The sequence below is a fragment of the Bacillus mexicanus genome, assembly GCF_050445615.1.
Lineage (GTDB): Bacteria > Bacillota > Bacilli > Bacillales > Bacillaceae > Bacillus > Bacillus mexicanus.
Map to the genome: position 1 here is coordinate 61,854 of NZ_JBCEYV010000004.1, position 17,150 is coordinate 79,003.

Annotated in this window: 17 protein-coding genes and 1 pseudogene; 13 read left to right on the top strand and 5 right to left on the bottom strand. The window is 45.2% G+C overall.

The features are described 5' to 3' along the window. Positions 1-43: 43 nt before the first annotated feature. The 8 genes and pseudogenes from AAGG74_RS19645 to trhO all read left to right on the top strand — a co-directional run. Positions 44-257 (top strand): annotated as a pseudogene (locus tag AAGG74_RS19645) (serine protease); the annotation flags it as partial. Then, on the top strand, positions 220-618 hold the full coding sequence (locus AAGG74_RS19650) for a DUF2606 family protein (RefSeq protein WP_162103107.1): 399 nt from the start codon (positions 220-222) through the stop codon (positions 616-618). The pseudogene AAGG74_RS19645 and the gene AAGG74_RS19650, both read left to right, overlap by 38 nt. A 173-nt stretch (positions 619-791) precedes the next feature. After that, positions 792-1,676, top strand: a complete 885-nt coding sequence (cesB, locus tag AAGG74_RS19655) for an enantioselective carboxylesterase CesB (protein ID WP_162103106.1) — start codon at positions 792-794, stop codon at positions 1,674-1,676. A gap of 199 nt (positions 1,677-1,875) precedes the next feature. Further along, positions 1,876-2,409, top strand: a complete 534-nt coding sequence (gene pssA, locus AAGG74_RS19660) for a CDP-diacylglycerol--serine O-phosphatidyltransferase (RefSeq protein WP_162103105.1) — start codon at positions 1,876-1,878, stop codon at positions 2,407-2,409. Next, positions 2,400-2,888, top strand: coding sequence for a DedA family protein (locus tag AAGG74_RS19665; protein WP_162103104.1), 489 nt, complete (start codon positions 2,400-2,402; stop codon positions 2,886-2,888). The genes pssA and AAGG74_RS19665 overlap by 10 nt, the downstream gene beginning before the upstream one ends. After that, on the top strand, positions 2,881-3,687 hold the full coding sequence (locus tag AAGG74_RS19670; protein ID WP_429676904.1) for a phosphatidylserine decarboxylase: 807 nt from the start codon (positions 2,881-2,883) through the stop codon (positions 3,685-3,687). The genes AAGG74_RS19665 and AAGG74_RS19670 overlap by 8 nt, the downstream gene beginning before the upstream one ends. Positions 3,688-3,723: 36 nt before the next feature. Continuing rightward, complete coding sequence (locus tag AAGG74_RS19675) at positions 3,724-3,999, top strand: hypothetical protein (protein ID WP_429676905.1); 276 nt, start codon at positions 3,724-3,726, stop codon at positions 3,997-3,999. A gap of 351 nt (positions 4,000-4,350) precedes the next feature. After that, positions 4,351-5,319 (top strand): oxygen-dependent tRNA uridine(34) hydroxylase TrhO, encoded by a 969-nt coding sequence (trhO, locus tag AAGG74_RS19680; protein WP_162103101.1) that lies wholly within the window; start codon positions 4,351-4,353, stop codon positions 5,317-5,319. 35 nt (positions 5,320-5,354) lie between these two features. Here trhO and gltP read toward each other — a convergent pair whose 3' ends face one another. After that, positions 5,355-6,599, bottom strand: coding sequence for a glutamate-aspartate/proton symporter GltP (gene gltP, locus AAGG74_RS19685; RefSeq protein WP_225493935.1), 1,245 nt, complete (start codon positions 6,597-6,599; stop codon positions 5,355-5,357). Between the two features lie 141 nt (positions 6,600-6,740). Between gltP and AAGG74_RS19690 the strand changes: the two genes are divergently transcribed. Both AAGG74_RS19690 and AAGG74_RS19695 read left to right on the top strand, forming a co-directional pair. Next, complete coding sequence (locus AAGG74_RS19690; RefSeq protein ID WP_162103099.1) at positions 6,741-7,016, top strand: DUF1648 domain-containing protein; 276 nt, start codon at positions 6,741-6,743, stop codon at positions 7,014-7,016. A 211-nt stretch (positions 7,017-7,227) separates the two neighbouring features. Next, positions 7,228-8,298: a branched-chain amino acid aminotransferase gene (locus AAGG74_RS19695; protein ID WP_429676906.1), complete on the top strand. Its 1,071-nt coding sequence runs from the start codon at positions 7,228-7,230 to the stop codon at positions 8,296-8,298. Between the two features lie 35 nt (positions 8,299-8,333). On the opposite strand, the gene AAGG74_RS19700 is transcribed toward AAGG74_RS19695, so the two are convergent. From AAGG74_RS19700 to AAGG74_RS19715, 4 genes are all read right to left on the bottom strand, one after another. Further along, positions 8,334-9,746: an amino acid permease gene (locus AAGG74_RS19700; RefSeq protein WP_429676907.1), complete on the bottom strand. Its 1,413-nt coding sequence runs from the start codon at positions 9,744-9,746 to the stop codon at positions 8,334-8,336. Positions 9,747-9,866: 120 nt separating this feature from the next. After that, positions 9,867-10,814 (bottom strand): homocysteine S-methyltransferase, encoded by a 948-nt coding sequence (mmuM, locus tag AAGG74_RS19705; protein ID WP_429676908.1) that lies wholly within the window; start codon positions 10,812-10,814, stop codon positions 9,867-9,869. A 127-nt stretch (positions 10,815-10,941) separates the two neighbouring features. Continuing rightward, a complete protein-coding gene (locus tag AAGG74_RS19710; protein ID WP_429676909.1) occupies positions 10,942-12,378 on the bottom strand; it encodes an alanine/glycine:cation symporter family protein in 1,437 nt (478 codons plus the stop codon). Between the two features lie 22 nt (positions 12,379-12,400). Beyond that, positions 12,401-13,384 carry a glutaminase gene (locus AAGG74_RS19715; protein ID WP_429676910.1) on the bottom strand — a complete coding sequence of 328 codons (984 nt, stop codon included), beginning with the start codon at positions 13,382-13,384 and terminating at the stop codon, positions 12,401-12,403. Positions 13,385-13,684: 300 nt separating this feature from the next. Between AAGG74_RS19715 and glnK the strand changes: the two genes are divergently transcribed. From glnK to mphK, 3 genes are all read left to right on the top strand, one after another. Then, on the top strand, positions 13,685-14,917 hold the full coding sequence (gene glnK / locus AAGG74_RS19720; protein ID WP_429677134.1) for a two-component system sensor histidine kinase GlnK: 1,233 nt from the start codon (positions 13,685-13,687) through the stop codon (positions 14,915-14,917). A gap of 10 nt (positions 14,918-14,927) precedes the next feature. Beyond that, positions 14,928-15,872 (top strand): glutamine utilization two-component system response regulator GlnL, encoded by a 945-nt coding sequence (gene glnL, locus AAGG74_RS19725; RefSeq protein WP_429676911.1) that lies wholly within the window; start codon positions 14,928-14,930, stop codon positions 15,870-15,872. Between the two features lie 353 nt (positions 15,873-16,225). Next, positions 16,226-17,140 carry a macrolide 2'-phosphotransferase MphK gene (gene mphK, locus AAGG74_RS19730; RefSeq protein WP_429676912.1) on the top strand — a complete coding sequence of 305 codons (915 nt, stop codon included), beginning with the start codon at positions 16,226-16,228 and terminating at the stop codon, positions 17,138-17,140. The last annotated feature ends 10 nt before the right edge of the window (positions 17,141-17,150 follow it).

Below are 17,150 nucleotides of genomic sequence, written 5' to 3' on the forward strand. Positions count from 1 at the left end.
AAGCTTTGTGATGTAAAATGTTCTTCCGTGTATAGGGGTGATTGACTTAATGCCGATTTGCTCTGCTGAAACGTATAAGCTGACCTATACAACCGATACCGTACAGCTGCCAAAGCAGCTCGCTAGGTTATCGGAATGACAGTGATACAGGTCATACAGCTATTGTGATTTATACGAACGGGGGATCATCATATAACTTGGGAACAAGGGTGATGAATGATGGATTCAACAATATTCAATATTGGGCAAATGAATAAATACAGCAGACTAGCGATTTTGATGTCCATTTTGTTTTTATGCGGATGCAGTTCTCAGTCTCATTCTTCTCAGAAAGAACCAGCTATTCCTGTCACACTTCATATGGAGGATGCCGAGGGGCTGCCGGTCGAAGGGGTTCAAGTGACGATTGTCAAAGCGCCCGCCTCAGATCAGCAGCCGAGTACAGAGATTGGCGAAATCCTTGGAAAAACAGGCAAAAACGGAGACATCAAATGGGATACAGGCAGAAAAGGCGACTACTCTGTTGCATTGACAAAGGCTGAAAAGTCAGCAACCCATCACATTTCATTAACAGAGGATAAGAAAGACAAAGTCATACCATTCATTTTCACAGAATAGGCGGTTTCCTTGATTTCAAAGGAAGCCGTCTTTTTTTATGTATTGCAGAAAGCCAAACTATATACTGGAAATTTATAATGTGAGATAATAAGGTTTAGGTATTTTTTCTTACGAGACAAAAGGATCATATTCCTTTATTTTATATCAATCAAACCCGGAGGAAAAAGAAGAAGATGATACAAGATTCAATGCAGATTGCCACGGCAGATAGGGGCCTTCGCTTTTACAAGGCATATGATCAAAGCCTTTCTTTGTGGCCGATTGAGTCGGAAGCATTCTATGTTTCTACTCGTTTTGGAAAAACACATATTATTGCAAGTGGGCCAAAGGACGCACCTTCGCTCGTTTTGCTTCACGGCGGCCTCTTCAGCTCTGCGATGTGGTATCCGAATATCGCGGAGTGGAGCAGTCAATATCGTACATATGCAGTCGATATAATAGGAGACAAAAATAAAAGTATACCATCAGCTGCTCTGGCTGCGAGAGCAGATTGCGCAGAATGGCTGAAAGACGTCTTAGACTCTCTTGGAATTGAGACGGCGCATCTGGCAGGTCTTTCACTTGGCGGATCTCATATTGTGAATTTTTTGCTCCATGCGCCTGAAAGAGTAGAGCGGGCAGTTGTTATGAGTCCTGCTGAGGCGTTTATTTCATTTCATCCAGATGTCTATAAATATGCTGCAAGACTTACGGGGGCAAGAGGAGCAGAGGCGTATATCGAGTGGATCACAGACAGCCGTTATGATTTGCATCCTGTGCTGCAAAGACAAATTGTGGCGGGTGTGGAATGGCAGGATGAACAAAGAAGCCTGAAGCCGACAGAAAACGGTTTCCCATACGTGTTTACAGATCGGGAGTTAAAATCGATTGAGGTCCCGATGCTGCTAATGTTCGGTGAACACGAGGTCATGTACCATCAGCAAATGGCTTTAGAACGGGCTGCAGTATTAGTGCCGGAAATTCAAGCTGAAACCGTAATGAACGCCGGGCATCTATTATCTCTTGAGCAGCCAAAGTACATTAATCAACGGATCTTGTCTTTTTTGGGCGGGGAATAAAATAGTAAAAACATGAAAAGAATGACATTCATTGTTCAACAGGTAACAAATGTTGTATAATAATAGAATTTGAGTGCTGCTTTTTTGAGGGCATTCTATGTTATTATGCTTAAGAGAAGAAAATTTTTCCCTGTAACGCTATTCGATCCATATCGTCGAATGATATAGATGGTTTTACAATTGGAGGTTTGGTTACACTGTGAATTATATCCCCTGTATGATTACGATAGGAAACTTTACTTGTGGACTGCTGGCGATTCATTCTTTGTTATATCACAACATTCATTCAGCAGTGCTTTTTATTTTCACCGGCATGTTTCTCGATTTTTTTGACGGGCTGGCAGCACGTAAACTGAATGCCGTTTCTGATATGGGAAGAGAACTTGATTCATTTGCCGATCTTGTGACGTTTGGTGTGGCTCCCTCTATGCTTGCATACAGTGTCTCATTATACGCCCTTCCGTTTATCGGAATTTTATGCGCATTGACATACAGCATTTGCGGAATGCTTCGACTCTCTAAATTTAATACGGAGCAAAGCAAGCTTCCGACCTTTATCGGAATGCCGATTCCATTTGCGGGTATGTGTCTTGTTATTCTCAGCTTTGTCTATAACCCGATCCTGCTGGCAATCGGCACTTGCGGACTTTCCTATTTAATGGTGAGTAAAATAAAATTCCCCCATTTTAAAAAACATACGGCAGAAAATCTGGAGTCCGAGAGATGGAATTAGTTCAGCAGCTCATAGCGGATTACGGTTATCTCGCTATTTTTTTGATGCTGGTGCTAGGAATTGTTGGACTGCCGATTCCGGATGAAGTAATGATGACCGTTGTTGGTTACTTCACGCATACTGATGCGCTGAATTATGAGCTTGCGATCTTGATCAGCTTTGCCGGAGCTTTGTTAGGTATGCTGATCAGCTACATGATCGGCAGAAAAGCCGGGCGCCCGTTCATCGACAAGTACGGCAAGTGGGTCGGCTTAAAAGAAAAGAGAATGGTGAAAGTTGAAAAATGGATGAATAAATACGGTCCATATTCTCTTATTTTAGGTTATTTCATTCCCGGCGTCAGACATGTGACGTGCTACTTTTCGGGTATCGGCAAAATGAACCTGAAAACGTATATTACGTTTGCGGCAATCGGCGCCTTTTTATGGTGCTTTATTTTTATTACAATTGGAAGGGTTATAGGGATTATTCATGTTTAATACGGCTGTAAGAATTCTGTATCGATCATTGATAGAGCTGACGAATCATCGTCTGTCATCCTATATGATTAAAGGGTTTTGTGAGTCAAAAATCAGCAAGCCTGTTATTCCGCTTTTCTCGAAGCATTTTCAAATCAACTGGGGTGATGTTGACGGTTCGGCCGCTGATTACGGTTCATTGTCCGAACTGTTCATTCGGAATATTAATATGGAACGGCGCCCTGTTTCAAAAGAGGCGGGTGCGGTGGTCAGCCCTGTTGATGGAGTGGTTCAGACTGTAGGAACAATCAACAATAATCAAACTTTTACGGTAAAAGGAAAAGATTACTCATTCGCTGAGCTGACCGGCTGTAAAAGCGCTGACCATCACTACAACGGGGGATACTTCGTTGTCCTGTATTTAAGCCCGCGTCATTATCATCGTTTCCATGCCCCGATCAGCTGCAAGTACCAAAAGGTGGCTGAACTTGGGAATCGCTCATATCCAGTAAATCAACTAGGGTTAACATACGGAAAAGACGTGCTGTCGAAGAATTACCGGTTTGTATACGAGCTGAATAGCGGCACACGGCATGCCCTGATGATCCCTGTCGGTGCGATGAATATTAATTCAATCGTGCAGACAAATACACGGGATGAATTGAAGATCGGCGAGGAGCTGGGTTACTTTTCATTTGGTTCAACCGTCATTTTGATATTTGAAAAGGACGCGTTCCATCCGTCCCCTAATTTAATAGAAGGCCAGGAAGTCCGAGTCGGAGAACTGATAGGTTATGAAGATAAAGAGGAGCATGCATAAACGCAGCGCCTCTTTTTTTGAAGAAAGGTGAGAATGATGGAGAAACAAATCGTCAGCTGGATCATAGATTATCAGAACACTGGAAATGAAGCCGTCCTGAGACAGCTGAGGGAAGCGTGTTGGCCGATTGTTGAAGCTGTTCTGCAGGAGAAGGCGCTAGATGAAGAGCGGGCGAGTGATTTGCGAGAGAAAGGAATCGAGCGGTTCCCGTTTATCATCAGCAAATACCAAGCAAACGTGCAGCTTCCGGTTGAGACATTTTTACGAAATACGTATCGGTTTTACTTTCAGCAGGTGATGAGCGGATCTTGATAAAGCTTCTTTCAGTCCCTGAAAAAGGCGCTATGATATCATTTTTTGTCCAATTATCTGAACTGGGTCAGGTGTTCCTTCAACAAACCTTGAAATGGCGGGAGAACGTTTGGATGAGCCGGTAAATTTATTTTGAAGAAGAATGATGAATAGATTTCAGATAACTACAATCATTGGTGATTTAATGGAAAATACGCTTATTGATTGATGAATCCTTGCGCTGTTTAGGTTTGTAAGAGTTTGGGTATTTTTATCAGTCTGGGCGGATCTGTTCATCTTTGTGGGATTTTCCTGTATGATATAGTATAGTGTGCATAACAACTAACTATAAGTGAACAGGGTGTTTAAATCATGGAAAAACAATACAGAGTATTACTTTACTATAAATATGTTCCGATTGAAGATCCAGAGGCGTTTAGAGAGCAGCATTTGGCTTTTTGTAAGGAGCTTGGTTTGCTGGGCCGTATCCTTGTTTCTTCTGAAGGAATTAACGGTACGGTATCAGGTACGGTTGAGCAGACTGAACAATATATGCAAGCAATGAAAGCTGACCCGCGTTTTGCGGACATGGTATTTAAAATTGATGAAGAAGAAGATCATGCCTTTAAAAAAATCTTCGTGCGCCATAAAAAGGAGCTCGTAACGCTTCGTCTTGAAGATGATGTGGATCCGAATGAAACAACAGGACAGCACTTGAAGCCTGCGGAATTTTATGAAAAAATGCAGGATCCAAACACGGTTGTGATCGACGCGCGTAACGATTACGAGTATGATCTTGGCCATTTCAGAGGAGCTGTCCGTCCTGACATTGAAGCCTTCCGTGAATTGCCTGAATGGATTGAAGAAAACAAAGACATGCTTGAAGGCAAACAGATTTTAACGTACTGCACGGGCGGCGTACGCTGTGAAAAATTCTCGGGCTGGCTGGTGAAGCAAGGCTTTGAAGATGTATCGCAGCTTGACGGCGGGATCGTGACATACGGAAAAGATCCGGAGGTGCAAGGCAAGCTTTGGGACGGCCAGTGCTACGTATTCGATGAAAGAATCAGTGTGCCGGTCAACCGTGTTGAGCATGTGATTGTCGGAAAAGACTACTTTACAGGTGAGCCGTGTGAGCGTTATGTGAACTGCGCTAATCCATCATGCAACAAAAAAATGATATGCACACCGGAAAATGAGTATAAATATATGCGCAGCTGCAGCCACGAATGCCGCACGAACCCAAGAAACATGTATGTCAAAGAGCACAATATGACAGAGGAAGAAGTAAACGCAAGATTGGCAGCGATTGAAAATGCAGATCACGCTGCTGCTGAATAATGGAAAGAACACCTCGGGAATGAGGTGTTCTTTTTTTATAAGCTTTCGGTTTGTCCGTTTACGGAGGCCCATTCTTTTTGTCGGAAGGCTTTTTCCCATTTTGACACCACGATGCAGGCCATCGCATGCCCCGGCACGTTTACGCCTGTTCTTGCCATGTCCATGACGCGGTCAACGCCTGCTATAATGGCAACACCTTCAGCGGGAAGCCCTACAGCATTGGCAGTCGCCAGAAGGACAACAAGCGACCCTGACGGAACTGCTGCGATGCCTTTACTGGTCATGACAAGCACAAGCATCATGAGCAGCTGCTGGGACAACGGCATCTCTACATGAAAGGCCTGCGCCAAAAAAATACAGGAAACCGATAAATATAAGCTGGAGCCGTCACAGTTCAATGACAAGCCGGAGGGAACGACGAATGATACCACTCGTTTCGGACAGCCGTATTTCTCCATTCTGTCCATCAGCTGAGGGAGAATGGTTTCTGTGCTGGTGGTGGAAAAAGCGATCAAAAACAGATCCCATATCATTTTTAATACTTCGAAATACTTAATATGAAAGATGAGACCGACAAGCGGAAAGAGGACAAAGAGGATCAGGAATAGACCAAGGAATACTGTGCCAACCAATTTAAACATAGGAAAAAGGAGCTCAATGCCATATTGGCCAACAGAGGCAGCCATCAAGGCTAATACGCCGATGGGGGCAGTCACCATGACGATTTGCGTGAGTTTGAACATAATTTGCGCGGCAGATTCAAAGAAATTCATCACTGGTTCAGATGCTTTGCCAATGCCTGCAGCGGCGACGCCGAACAAAATGGCAAAGAAAATAACGGCAAGCAGATCGTTTCTGGCCATTACATCAATAATGTTTGTAGGAATAATATCAAGAACCATTTGTTTGAAATCAACAACTTTTTCTGTGTAACCGGACAGTTCATTGATATCTTTTTTCGCCAGATGGGAGAGATTAAGCCCGGCACCAGGCTTCAAGACATTCGCTAATAAAAGTCCAAGTGCCAATACAAGTGTGGTGATGACTTCAAACCAAATAATCGTCTTGATGCCGAGGGCGCCCATTTTTTTCATACTACCGCTTCCTGCGGCACCGATGACAATAGTAGAAAACACAATCGGCACGACAATCATTTTTATCAAACGGATAAATCCATCCCCGACAGGTCTCAGCGCCATTCCGAAATCAGGAAAAAAGTGTCCGATTACTGCGCCGGCCGCTAAAGCGATTAAAATGTGAAACGCAATTAATTTTTTCAAATGAATCCCCCTTTAGAATGATAGAATACAGGCATATTCATATCATTCGTGAATCAAAGACAAACACCTTTTTTAAAATATTTTATTTTGATAGCGCTTTCATTATGTTGGTTAAAAAGTTCCGAAAGGAATGGTGGTTCTATGTTTCTATTGATGAATGGAAAAGCGCTGTGGGGGGCTGTGATTGCGGCTTTTATTCTATCAATTGCGTTTTATCCTTTTCTTCCGGCGGAGATACCGATTCATTACGATGTAACGAACAGTCCGGATCGGACGGTTAACAAGCTGGCGGGAATCGTGATGCTGCCTGTTTTGATGGCGATGTTTGCATGGGCGCGGAAGATCAATTGGCAATTTGGGATAGCGGTGTATATATTGCTGATTTGCCACATTGTCATCCTTTGTTTAGCGGTATAAATCAGACAGCCAGAATAAAACTGGCTGTTTTCTTAAATTACAGCTTCATCTGACAATGAATGTAGTGTATAATAGCTGAAGATCATAAAGAATATTCTGAAATTTATCAGCGGAAGCGGCGTATAATCAAAAGAGATAGGCTTTATATTTTTTGCAGCTTTAAAAAGACAGAATATTTAAACAACTAAGACTGAAAGGTGTGCTGATTAGATTGAATAAGCTTATTGAACGAGAAAAAACCGCATTTCATAAGGAAAAACCCGATCCGTTATCTTTGGAATTCGGGAAATTTTTCACAGATTATATGTTTGTGATGGATTATGAAGAAGGAATAGGCTGGCATCATCCAAGAATTGCGCCATACGCTCCGCTTACGCTTGATCCGTCTTCATCTGTTTTTCATTACGGCCAGGCTGTCTTTGAAGGATTAAAAGCATACAGAACAGAAGATGGCAGAGTGCTCTTGTTCCGGCCGGATCAAAATATCAAACGGCTGAACAGGTCGTGTGAGCGTATGAGCATGCCTCCTTTAGACGAAGAATTGGTGCTTGAGGCATTGACGCAATTAGTTGAGCTGGAGAAAGATTGGGTTCCTAAGGAAAAGGGAACGTCCCTGTATATTCGTCCGTTTGTCATTGCCACAGAACCGAGTCTCGGGGTAAAGGCATCCAAAAGCTACACATTTATGATCGTGCTTTCGCCTGTCGGCTCCTATTATGGCGACGATCAGCTGAAGCCGGTCAGCATCTATGTCGAAGATGAGTACGTGCGGGCTGTAAATGGCGGAGTCGGAAATGCAAAAACGTCCGGAAATTATGCCGCCAGTCTTCAGGCGCAGCAAAAAGCGAATGATTTGGGCTTTGATCAAGTGCTGTGGCTGGACGCTATTGAAAAGAAATACGTAGAAGAAGTAGGGAGCATGAACATCTTTTTTGTCATCAACGGAGAAGCTGTCACTCCGGCTTTAAGCGGGAGTATTTTAAGCGGAATTACACGCGCGTCTGCTATTGAACTGATTCGCAGCTGGGGCATTCCGGTTCGTGAGGAGAGAATATCAATTGATGAGATTTACGCGGCTGCTGCACGCGGTGAATTGACTGAGGTCTTTGGCACTGGTACGGCAGCGGTTGTTACGCCTGTCGGAGAACTCAATATTCATGGAAAAACAGTGTTTGTAGGCGAAGGACAAATCGGAGACATCTCGAAAAAACTATATGAAGCACTAACAGATATTCAGCTTGGAAAAGTGAAAGCACCCTTTAACTGGACAGTGGAAGTTTAAAGATGAAAAAGAACCTGCGCGGAGGCAGGTTCTTTTTATTTTACATGCGTCATATCAGCAGCCGGCTGGATTTTACGTTTTTTTGCGTAATACACAACATAGCAGCCGGCCATAAACGGAATACCGCAATACAGGGCGATTCTTTGATTCGGATCAAAGGCGATGCCGATAACTGAAGCCAGGCATAACAGGAACGCGGCAATCGGCACGAATGGATACAGCGGGGTGCGGTATTTCAAGTCGGCGATCTTATTTCCTGCTTCAATATAACGTTTTCTGAACATGAATTGAGAAGCGGCGATTCCCATCCACACGACAACGACTGCAAAACCGGAAATGGACACGAGCACAACGTACACTGTGTCTGGCGCAAACACGCTGGACAATAATGACAGAATGCCGCCGATCATACTGAATATCAGCGCGTTAAACGGGGTTCCTTTTGACGTCAGCTTTGCAAATGCCGGGTGAAGAGTTTTTTCTTTTGATAATGACCACAGCATCCGGGATGAAGCGTAGAGTCCGGAATTTGCCGCAGACAGGATGGCTGTAAGGATAACAAAGTTCATGATATCAGCTGCGTACGGGACACCGACTCTGTCAAAGACTGCGACAAACGGGCTTTTGATGACGCCTGCATCTTGAATTGGAATCATCCCTGACAGCACAAAAATTGTTCCGACAAAAAAGAGTGAGAGGCGCCAGACTGTTGTTTTTATCGCCTTCGGGATCGTCTTATCTGGATCAACGCTTTCTCCTGCGGCGATTCCGATCAGTTCAGTTCCTGAAAACGCAAAATTGACGGACAGCATCGTCATCAAAATCGGGACAAATCCATTTGGAAAGAGCCCGCCTTCCGCTGTGAAGTTGGACAGTATCGGAGCGTCTTCTCCGCCTTGAATCGGGATGATGCCGAACATGGCAGAGCCGCCTAAAAGAATAAACAATATTATGGCTAATACTTTGATGCTGGAAAACCAAAATTCTGATTCAGCGAAAAACTTGACCGAAAAGGCGTTCAGCAAGAAAATGAGCAACGCGAAGACGGCGCTCCACATCCAAACGGACGTATGGGGAAACCAGCGCTGCATTAACAGGCCTGCCGCAGTGAATTCTGACCCTAATGCGACGGTCCATGTCAGCCAGTACAGCCATGCGATTGTAAACCCGGTGCCTGGCCCTATGTATTGAGCTGTATAGGTGTGAAAGGCGCCCGTCACAGGCATGGCCACTGCCAGTTCACCGAGGCACAGCATGACCAAATAGACGATGCCAGCGCCGACTAAGTAAGCGAGTATTGTTCCCGCCGGGCCTGCCTGCTGAATGGTATAGCCAGAGCTTAAAAACAGCCCGGTTCCGATGACACCTCCTAAGGAAAGCATGAAGAGATGCCGGCTTTTCATCTTTCTTTGAAAGTTTGTCTCATTTTTGTTGTGAGCGGGCTTCATCTTTTTCCAACTTTCTATCAGTGATTTATTTTCTTCTTAATAAAAAATCTCATGTCAGCGAGTGACACGAGACTCCGGCGAACCGGCTTTTAGATAGAATATACAAACAATTCCGATAAGTCAAGTTGTTTTTAAAGAGCGTGCCCAAGATGCAATTTCTGTAATATCTTCAGGTTTTGTCCGGCAGCAGCCGCCGATCAGCTTCGCTCCTTTTTCATGCCAAGTTCGGGCGGTTTCTCCGTAAGGTTCTGCGCAGGCAGCTCCGTTCCACGTTTTTGTCTCCGGATCATACTGCTCGCCTGAATTCGGATAGACGATAATCGGTTTTGATGTGTGCCTTTGCAACTCCTCGATCAAGGAAGGGATATGCTGAAGCGGCGTGCAGTTGATGCCGAGCGCTGCAATTTGGCGATGCTCATCAAGCGATGACGCACAGTCAGCGACAGGCGTGCCGTCACTGATATGCAGGCCGTCTTTTGCACTAAAGCTGATCCACGCATACGTTTCCGGAAACTCCTTCAGCAGCCGCACAATCGCTTTTGCCTCGGTCAAATAAGGAATCGTTTCACATGCCAATACATCAGCTCCCGCTTCGATCAGCGCTTTGATCCGAGGGCGATGAAATTCAATCAGTTCATCCTCAGAGATTCCGTAGCTGCCGCGATACTCAGAGCCATCAGCAAGATAAGCGCCATAAGGGCCTACAGATGCCGCGATGATTGGTTTTGGCCGATTCAAACGGTTTTCTTCATGCGCCCAAAATTCATCACGTGCTTCTGCAGCGATGGTGACGGACATCCCAATGAGCCGGCGTGCTTCCGCTTCGCTCAGCCCGCGTGCGGCAAAGCCTTTAAATGTAGACTGATAGCTGGCGGTGATCGCGCAGTCGGCGCCTGCCACGAAATAATCAGTATGAACTTGTTTAATCAGGCTCGGCTCTTCCATCAGGATTTTTGCCGACCAAAGACTGTCATTCAAATCACAGCCCTTGCGTTCAAGCTCGGTCGCCATGGCGCCGTCTAGTACAATAAGCGGATATGTGTCTAGTATGTGTTGGATAGGATTCATAGAATGTACCGATACCTTCTTTCAGATTTTTTTGAAAAAGATATGAAAATCGTAATGGACACTTACATATTTGTCAATGAACGAAAAAGGGAAGGGTGTTCAGCCGTATGTCTGAACACCCTTTTTTTTACGATATTTGTTTGTTGGGGCTGTCAACCTCTGTATCAGAAAGCGGCCAGCACTCAATGCCATTGTGGTTTTGGAGCACATCTTTATAAAAGACCGGATCTTTGCCCGCTTTTTTCTGGCGTGTATAGTCTTTCAGCGCCGTAAACACGACTTTTGATAATAAGAAAATCGCAATTAAGTTCACGACGACCATCAAGCCCATGAACAAATCAGCCAGATCCCAGACGAGCTGGACTTTAGCAACACAGCCAAACACAATCATTGCCAGCACGCCGATACGGTAAACGAATATCAGTTTTTTGCTTTTGTTTAAAAAGCCAATATTGGTTTCGCCATAGTAATAGTTCCCGATTAAAGCGCAGAAACCGAATAACAAAATCAGAATGGCGAGAAAGCCTGATGCCCATGATCCGACATGGGAGCTTAGAGAGGCTTGTGTCAAGGCGATCCCGCTTAGTCCCGGCGTATGATAGGCATCCGAAAACAGGATGATAAAAGCGGTGCTCGTACAAATAACAAGTGTATCCGTCAGCACACCAAACGCCTGAATCAGCCCCTGTTTGACAGGGTGGCTTGTCGTTGCGGTGGCAGCGGCATTTGGTGCGCTTCCCATTCCCGCTTCATTTGAAAAAATTCCCCGTCTGACGCCCTGCATTAATGCCGCTCCCAAAACGCCGCCAGCGGCCTGGTTAAAGCCAAATGCGTTTTTTACGATAAGCGCAAGCACGTCTGGCAGCTTCGTAATGTTGGTGAAAATCACGAAAAACGCGACTCCAATATACACGACAGCCAATACGACGACAATGGATTCAGCCAGCTTCGCAATGCGTTTTACACCGCCGAAAATAATCGTGCCGAATACAGCAATAAAAATGAGTCCCAATGTCAGGCGGTTTGTGCCGAACGCGTTTTCAAAGGCGAGGCTGACTGTATTTGATTGAACCGAGTTAAAGACGATACCGAACGATAGGGTGATTAACACAGCGAACAGTGCGCCCATCCATCTTTTGTTCAGCCCTTTTTCCATGTAATACGCCGGCCCGCCGCGGAAGCCGTTTGCATCTTTTACTTTATAAATTTGAGCCAATGTGCTTTCCACAAAGCTTGATGCTGATCCGATAATGGCGATAAGCCACATCCAGAAGATCGCACCGGGTCCGCCGAGCGCAATAGCGATGGCAATACCCGTAATATTTCCCGTGCCGACACGGGCTGCCATGCTGATGCAAAAGGCTTGAAACGGAGAAATGCTGTTTTTCGACCGGGCTGCAGCACCTTCTCTTAACACTTTCACCATTTCTTTCAGCATGCGAACCTGCAAAAACTTAAGCCTGAACGTAAAATAGATTCCCAGTGAAAGGAGCAATACAATTAGCAGCTTTGACCACAAAAGATCATTTGCGATACCGACGATATGTTCCAGGATTTTCTGCATACAATCACCTCTTTTTTATAGTTTAAAAAATGCTGAGCTCCCACTCCTGTGCCATATGCTTTAGCAGCATACCGCCAGTGAGGCTGTTGCCGTATTCATCAATGGCAGGTCCGTAAATGCCGATGCCGCATCCGGATTGAAAAGGCTGATCTCTTCTGGCGCTTGGAGGAACGAGAGCCATGATGCCGCCGGAGACGCCGCTTTTGGCAGGTACGCCGACAAACGCAGCATATTTGCCTGAAGCGTTGTACATACCGCACGTCAGCATTAACGCCTTAGCCAATTTGGCCACATCTTTTGGAATTACCTGTTCGCGTCGAATCGGATGATACCCGTCATTGGCAAGGATCAGGCCGATCAATGCGATGTCTTCTGTCGTACCCTCCATGGCGCATTGCTTCAAGTACACCTCAAGCGTTTCTTCTACATTCGCTTCTAAAAAGTTTGTTTCTTTTAAATAGTAGGCTAGCGCCCTGTTGCGGTGGGCGGTTTCCCATTCAGACCGGAACACTTCCTCATGAATTCTCGGCCGTTTTCCGATTAAAGTTTCCATTACCGAGTAAAGAAACTCGAGCTTATCGTGTGCCGACTCACCCGGAAGAAGCGAGGCGATGGTGAGGGCACCCGCGTTGATCATAGGGTTAAATGGCTTTCCCGGCTTGTTGATTTCGAGCCGAATGATAGAATTAAAGGCATCGCCTGTCGGCTCTACATCTACGCGATCGAGCACATAAGGAATGCCCCGGCTCATGCAGGCGGCGATAAAGCTGATCACTTTTGAAATGCTTTGCAGGGTAAAAGGGACGTTCCAGTCACCGGCGTGTATCATTGTTCCATCGTGCTCCAAGATACAAATGCCGAGCTGTGAGTCATTGACTTTTCCTAAAGCGGGGATGTAATTTGCACTTTGTCCATTGGCGGCAAAGGGGCGATAGTGCTCCACCCAATCATGCAGCTGTGACGTTGGGTCTTTTTCTTCTTGGCGCTCTAAGATGAGTTCTTTCATCGAATTCCTCCTTGCTGTTTTTCTTCTTTAAGGGTTGAGATGTACCAAAACGAAGATTAAAGGGGCATTAAACGCTTTCATAAAAGCGGAAGGTATATTTACTGTACAATGGCGACTACAGAATCATACAAAATACGACAAAAATATTTTAAAAATAAGCCGTTAGATTTATAAAAACCTCATGTACTGGGTCAAAAGAAATTTGCAGGTTTTCTGCCGTTTCCCCAAAATAAAAGCGAGGATGTGATCATCATAAAACTGGAACGCTTTTTTGAAAAAGAAGGATATATACTGGCTCTTATGCTGATTACGGTACCGCTGGCCGGTGAATTGAAATTTTATCCCCTTAATGAAGAATTCCGGATCAGCTTTGGCGCACCGGTTTTTTTCTTCTTCTTATCGCTGCTGCGGCATGTGCCCGCTGTGCTGCCGGGGTTTCTGACTGGAGCGGCGGTTTTCGTCTTTCGTGTCCTTCTGGAATTATGGGGCGGGGGAAACGATGGACTGACTCCGATTCTGTATGACCAAGCGTCTGGGTTTTTCTTTTATATGTCTTATGCCTGTCTGTTTTCCGTATTAAAGGCTAATCGTTTCCACGAACGCCCGGTTATGCTCGGTTTTATCGGATTTATGATTGAAATTGTGTCGGATTGTGTCGAGCTGGCTGTGCAGTTTCTCATTTTCCATACGGTTGTGACGCCTGAGAAAATCACCGATATCGCGGTAATTGCGATTTCTCACACATTTATCGTGATGAGTTTCTATACTGTGCTGAAGCTGTATGAAACGCAGTCGAGAGAAAAACAGACAAGGCAGCAGCATGAGCATATGCTGATGATCGTTTCCAATCTGTATGAAGAGACGGTGCATTTAAAAAAGACATTGAAAACGACAGAGAAAGTGACAAACGATTCGTATCAGCTCTATCGGAAAGTAAAGGGCAGGGATGATCAGCTCAGCGGAAGGATTTTGAGGCTGGCCGGAGAGATTCATGAAGTGAAAAAGGACAATCAGCGAATATTCGCAGGGCTTTCAAAACTGATTTCAAATGAGAGCTTGAGAGATTATATGAGGGCTTCTGATTTGCTCCGGCTTGTGATTCGAATGAATGAAAAGTACGCTGAAGCACTGGGGAAGCAGATTGATTTTCACTTCTCGATCGAAGGGGAGCATGACGAATATCACGTATTTATCGTGCTTTCGATCATTAATAATCTAACGGCAAATGCGGTAGAAGCCATGGGAGAAGGGGGAATGATCAGCCTGAGACTCCTTCGGCCAAATGAGCGTGTGGTAGAATTCCAAGTGGAAGACAATGGTCCCGGCATTTCTGAGAAAATTGGTGACATTGTGTTTGACCCGGGTTTTACTTCAAAATATGACGAATTTGGCACCCCTTCTACGGGAATCGGACTTTCCTATGTGAAGGAAATGGTGACTGAACTAGATGGAGACATTACATTTCATAATCAGCAGCGGGGAGTAGTGTTTGCCATTAGGCTGCCTGTCCAGCAGTTGATTCAGAAAGGGTGAACCGAAAGCTATGCGTTTTTTTATCGCTGATGATGACCGCGCAGTACGGTCGATTTTAAGGCAGATCATTGAGGATGAGGATCTCGGGGAAGCGGCTGGTGAAGCGGAAGACGGGAGACAAGTAGAAGGGCATATGCTGCAATTCAAGCAGATTGATATTTTATTAATCGATTTGTTAATGCCCGAAAGAGACGGCATTGAGACGATTCACCAGCTCCAGAATACATACTCCGGCAAAATCGTGATGATCTCTCAAGTGGAAGCGAAGGAAATGGTTGGAGAAGCATACTCGCTCGGCATCGAATATTTTATCCATAAGCCGATTAACCGCGTTGAAATTGTCACGGTTCTCCAAAAGGTGAAGGAGCGGATTGAGCTTGAGCAGTCGATTGGGGCTATTCAGCACTCTCTAAGCCGGATCGGAAACCGGACTGAACCGAAAGCGCGTCCACAGCAGAAAAGTGACAGCGGCTTAAAAGAAGCGGGAACATTTTTGTTGTCCGAGCTGGGCATGATGGGAGAAGGCGGCGCACATGATCTCATGGCTGTGCTGCAGTATTTATTAGAACATGAGCAATCTGAGCCGTATGAAAAACACATCCCTTCGCTCAAACAGATTTTCACCCAAGTAGCGGAACGAAAGCTGGGGGCAGGGGCATCTGAAACGGAAGTCAACCGCGAAATGAAAGCCTCGGAGCAGCGCATCCGTCGAGCGATTATCCATTCGCTGCACCATTTTGCTTCACTGGGCACAACTGATTTTTCGAATCCAAAATTTGAAACCTATGCATCGAAATACTTTGACTTTCCGGTTGTCAGCCAGAAAATGAAAGAACTTCAATCAAAGGATGCAAAACCTCTTGCCCCAGCCAAAGTGAATATGAAAAAATTCATTCACGTGTTCTTTTTGGAAGCGAAACTTTTGTGCGAGACGATGAAAGAAAGAAGGATATAACCAAAACAGCCGGCGGCCCCGGCTGTTTTTTACTGTGCCGGAATTTGGGGTCAGCGATTCACAGTGTTTTTATGAAAGATCACAAAATGAAAATATTTACTTTTTTAGGATTTCGAATTGCAATATAATCAAAAGGGATGGTTGGTGTACAAAGAACGGAGGGGCTGCCGCATGACATTCATGAGATGCTGATTATCACGAATTCAATAGTGAACGACTCTCGCCTAAATGCGGAGAAGCGGGATGGATCTGCTTATGTATAAGGCCTAATATCGTCAAAAAAGTGCTCCCTTTTTGTGCCTTCAAAACATCCCTTCTCTACGACAGGCGGAACATGAGAAAGGGGAAGGGAAATGACAAACAAGAAACAGCTTATTACTGAGATTGTCGGGCTTGCACGCAGTCAAGGTTTGGCGGTCCGCCCCGAAACCGCGCAATTGAATGAGACTGGAATGGATTTTCAAGTTGTGTTCGCTGAGGACGATGATTGTATGCCATGGGTGCTGCGAAAACCGCGGCGAAGCGATGTTGTGGAAAGAGCGGCTTCAGAAGGCAGAACGCTTGCCTTTCTCCGCGCAAATCTTACGGCTGATGTGCCGGATTGGAGAATTCATACACCGGAATTGATCGCTTACCCTATGTTAAAAGGAACGCCGGCGGCTGGGATTGATCTGGAACAGAAACAATATGTGTGGAATATGAATCATCAGCCGCCGTCAGACGATTTTGTCCAATCACTTGCCGGTATACTGGCTGAATTACATGGCGCGGATCAAACATCTGCCGGACAATCCGGAATCGAAGTGATCATGCCAGAAGATTTCAGACAAATGACAGCAGAATCTATGGCTGATGTGAAGAATAAGCTTGGCGTATCTAGTCAGCTTTGGGAAAGATGGCAAACGTGGATAAATGATGATGCATACTGGCCTGATTTCTCTGCACTGATACACGGCGATCTCCACCCGCCGCATATTCTGATCAATCAAAACGAACGTGTCACAGGTCTTCTGGATTGGACAGAAGCGAAGGTTGCCGACCCAGCCAAGGATTTTGTTCTTTATCAAACCATTTTCGGAGAAAAAGAAACTGCCCGTTTACTTGAATACTATGATCAAGCAGGCGGCCGGATATGGGTAAAAATGCAGGAACACATCTCAGAGATGCAGGCGGCGTATCCGCTGGAAATTGCTATGCTCGCTCAGCAGACACAGCAGGAGGAGCACATGAATATGGCGCTGGAAGCACTTGGAGTAAAATCGGTGTAAGAATTGACTT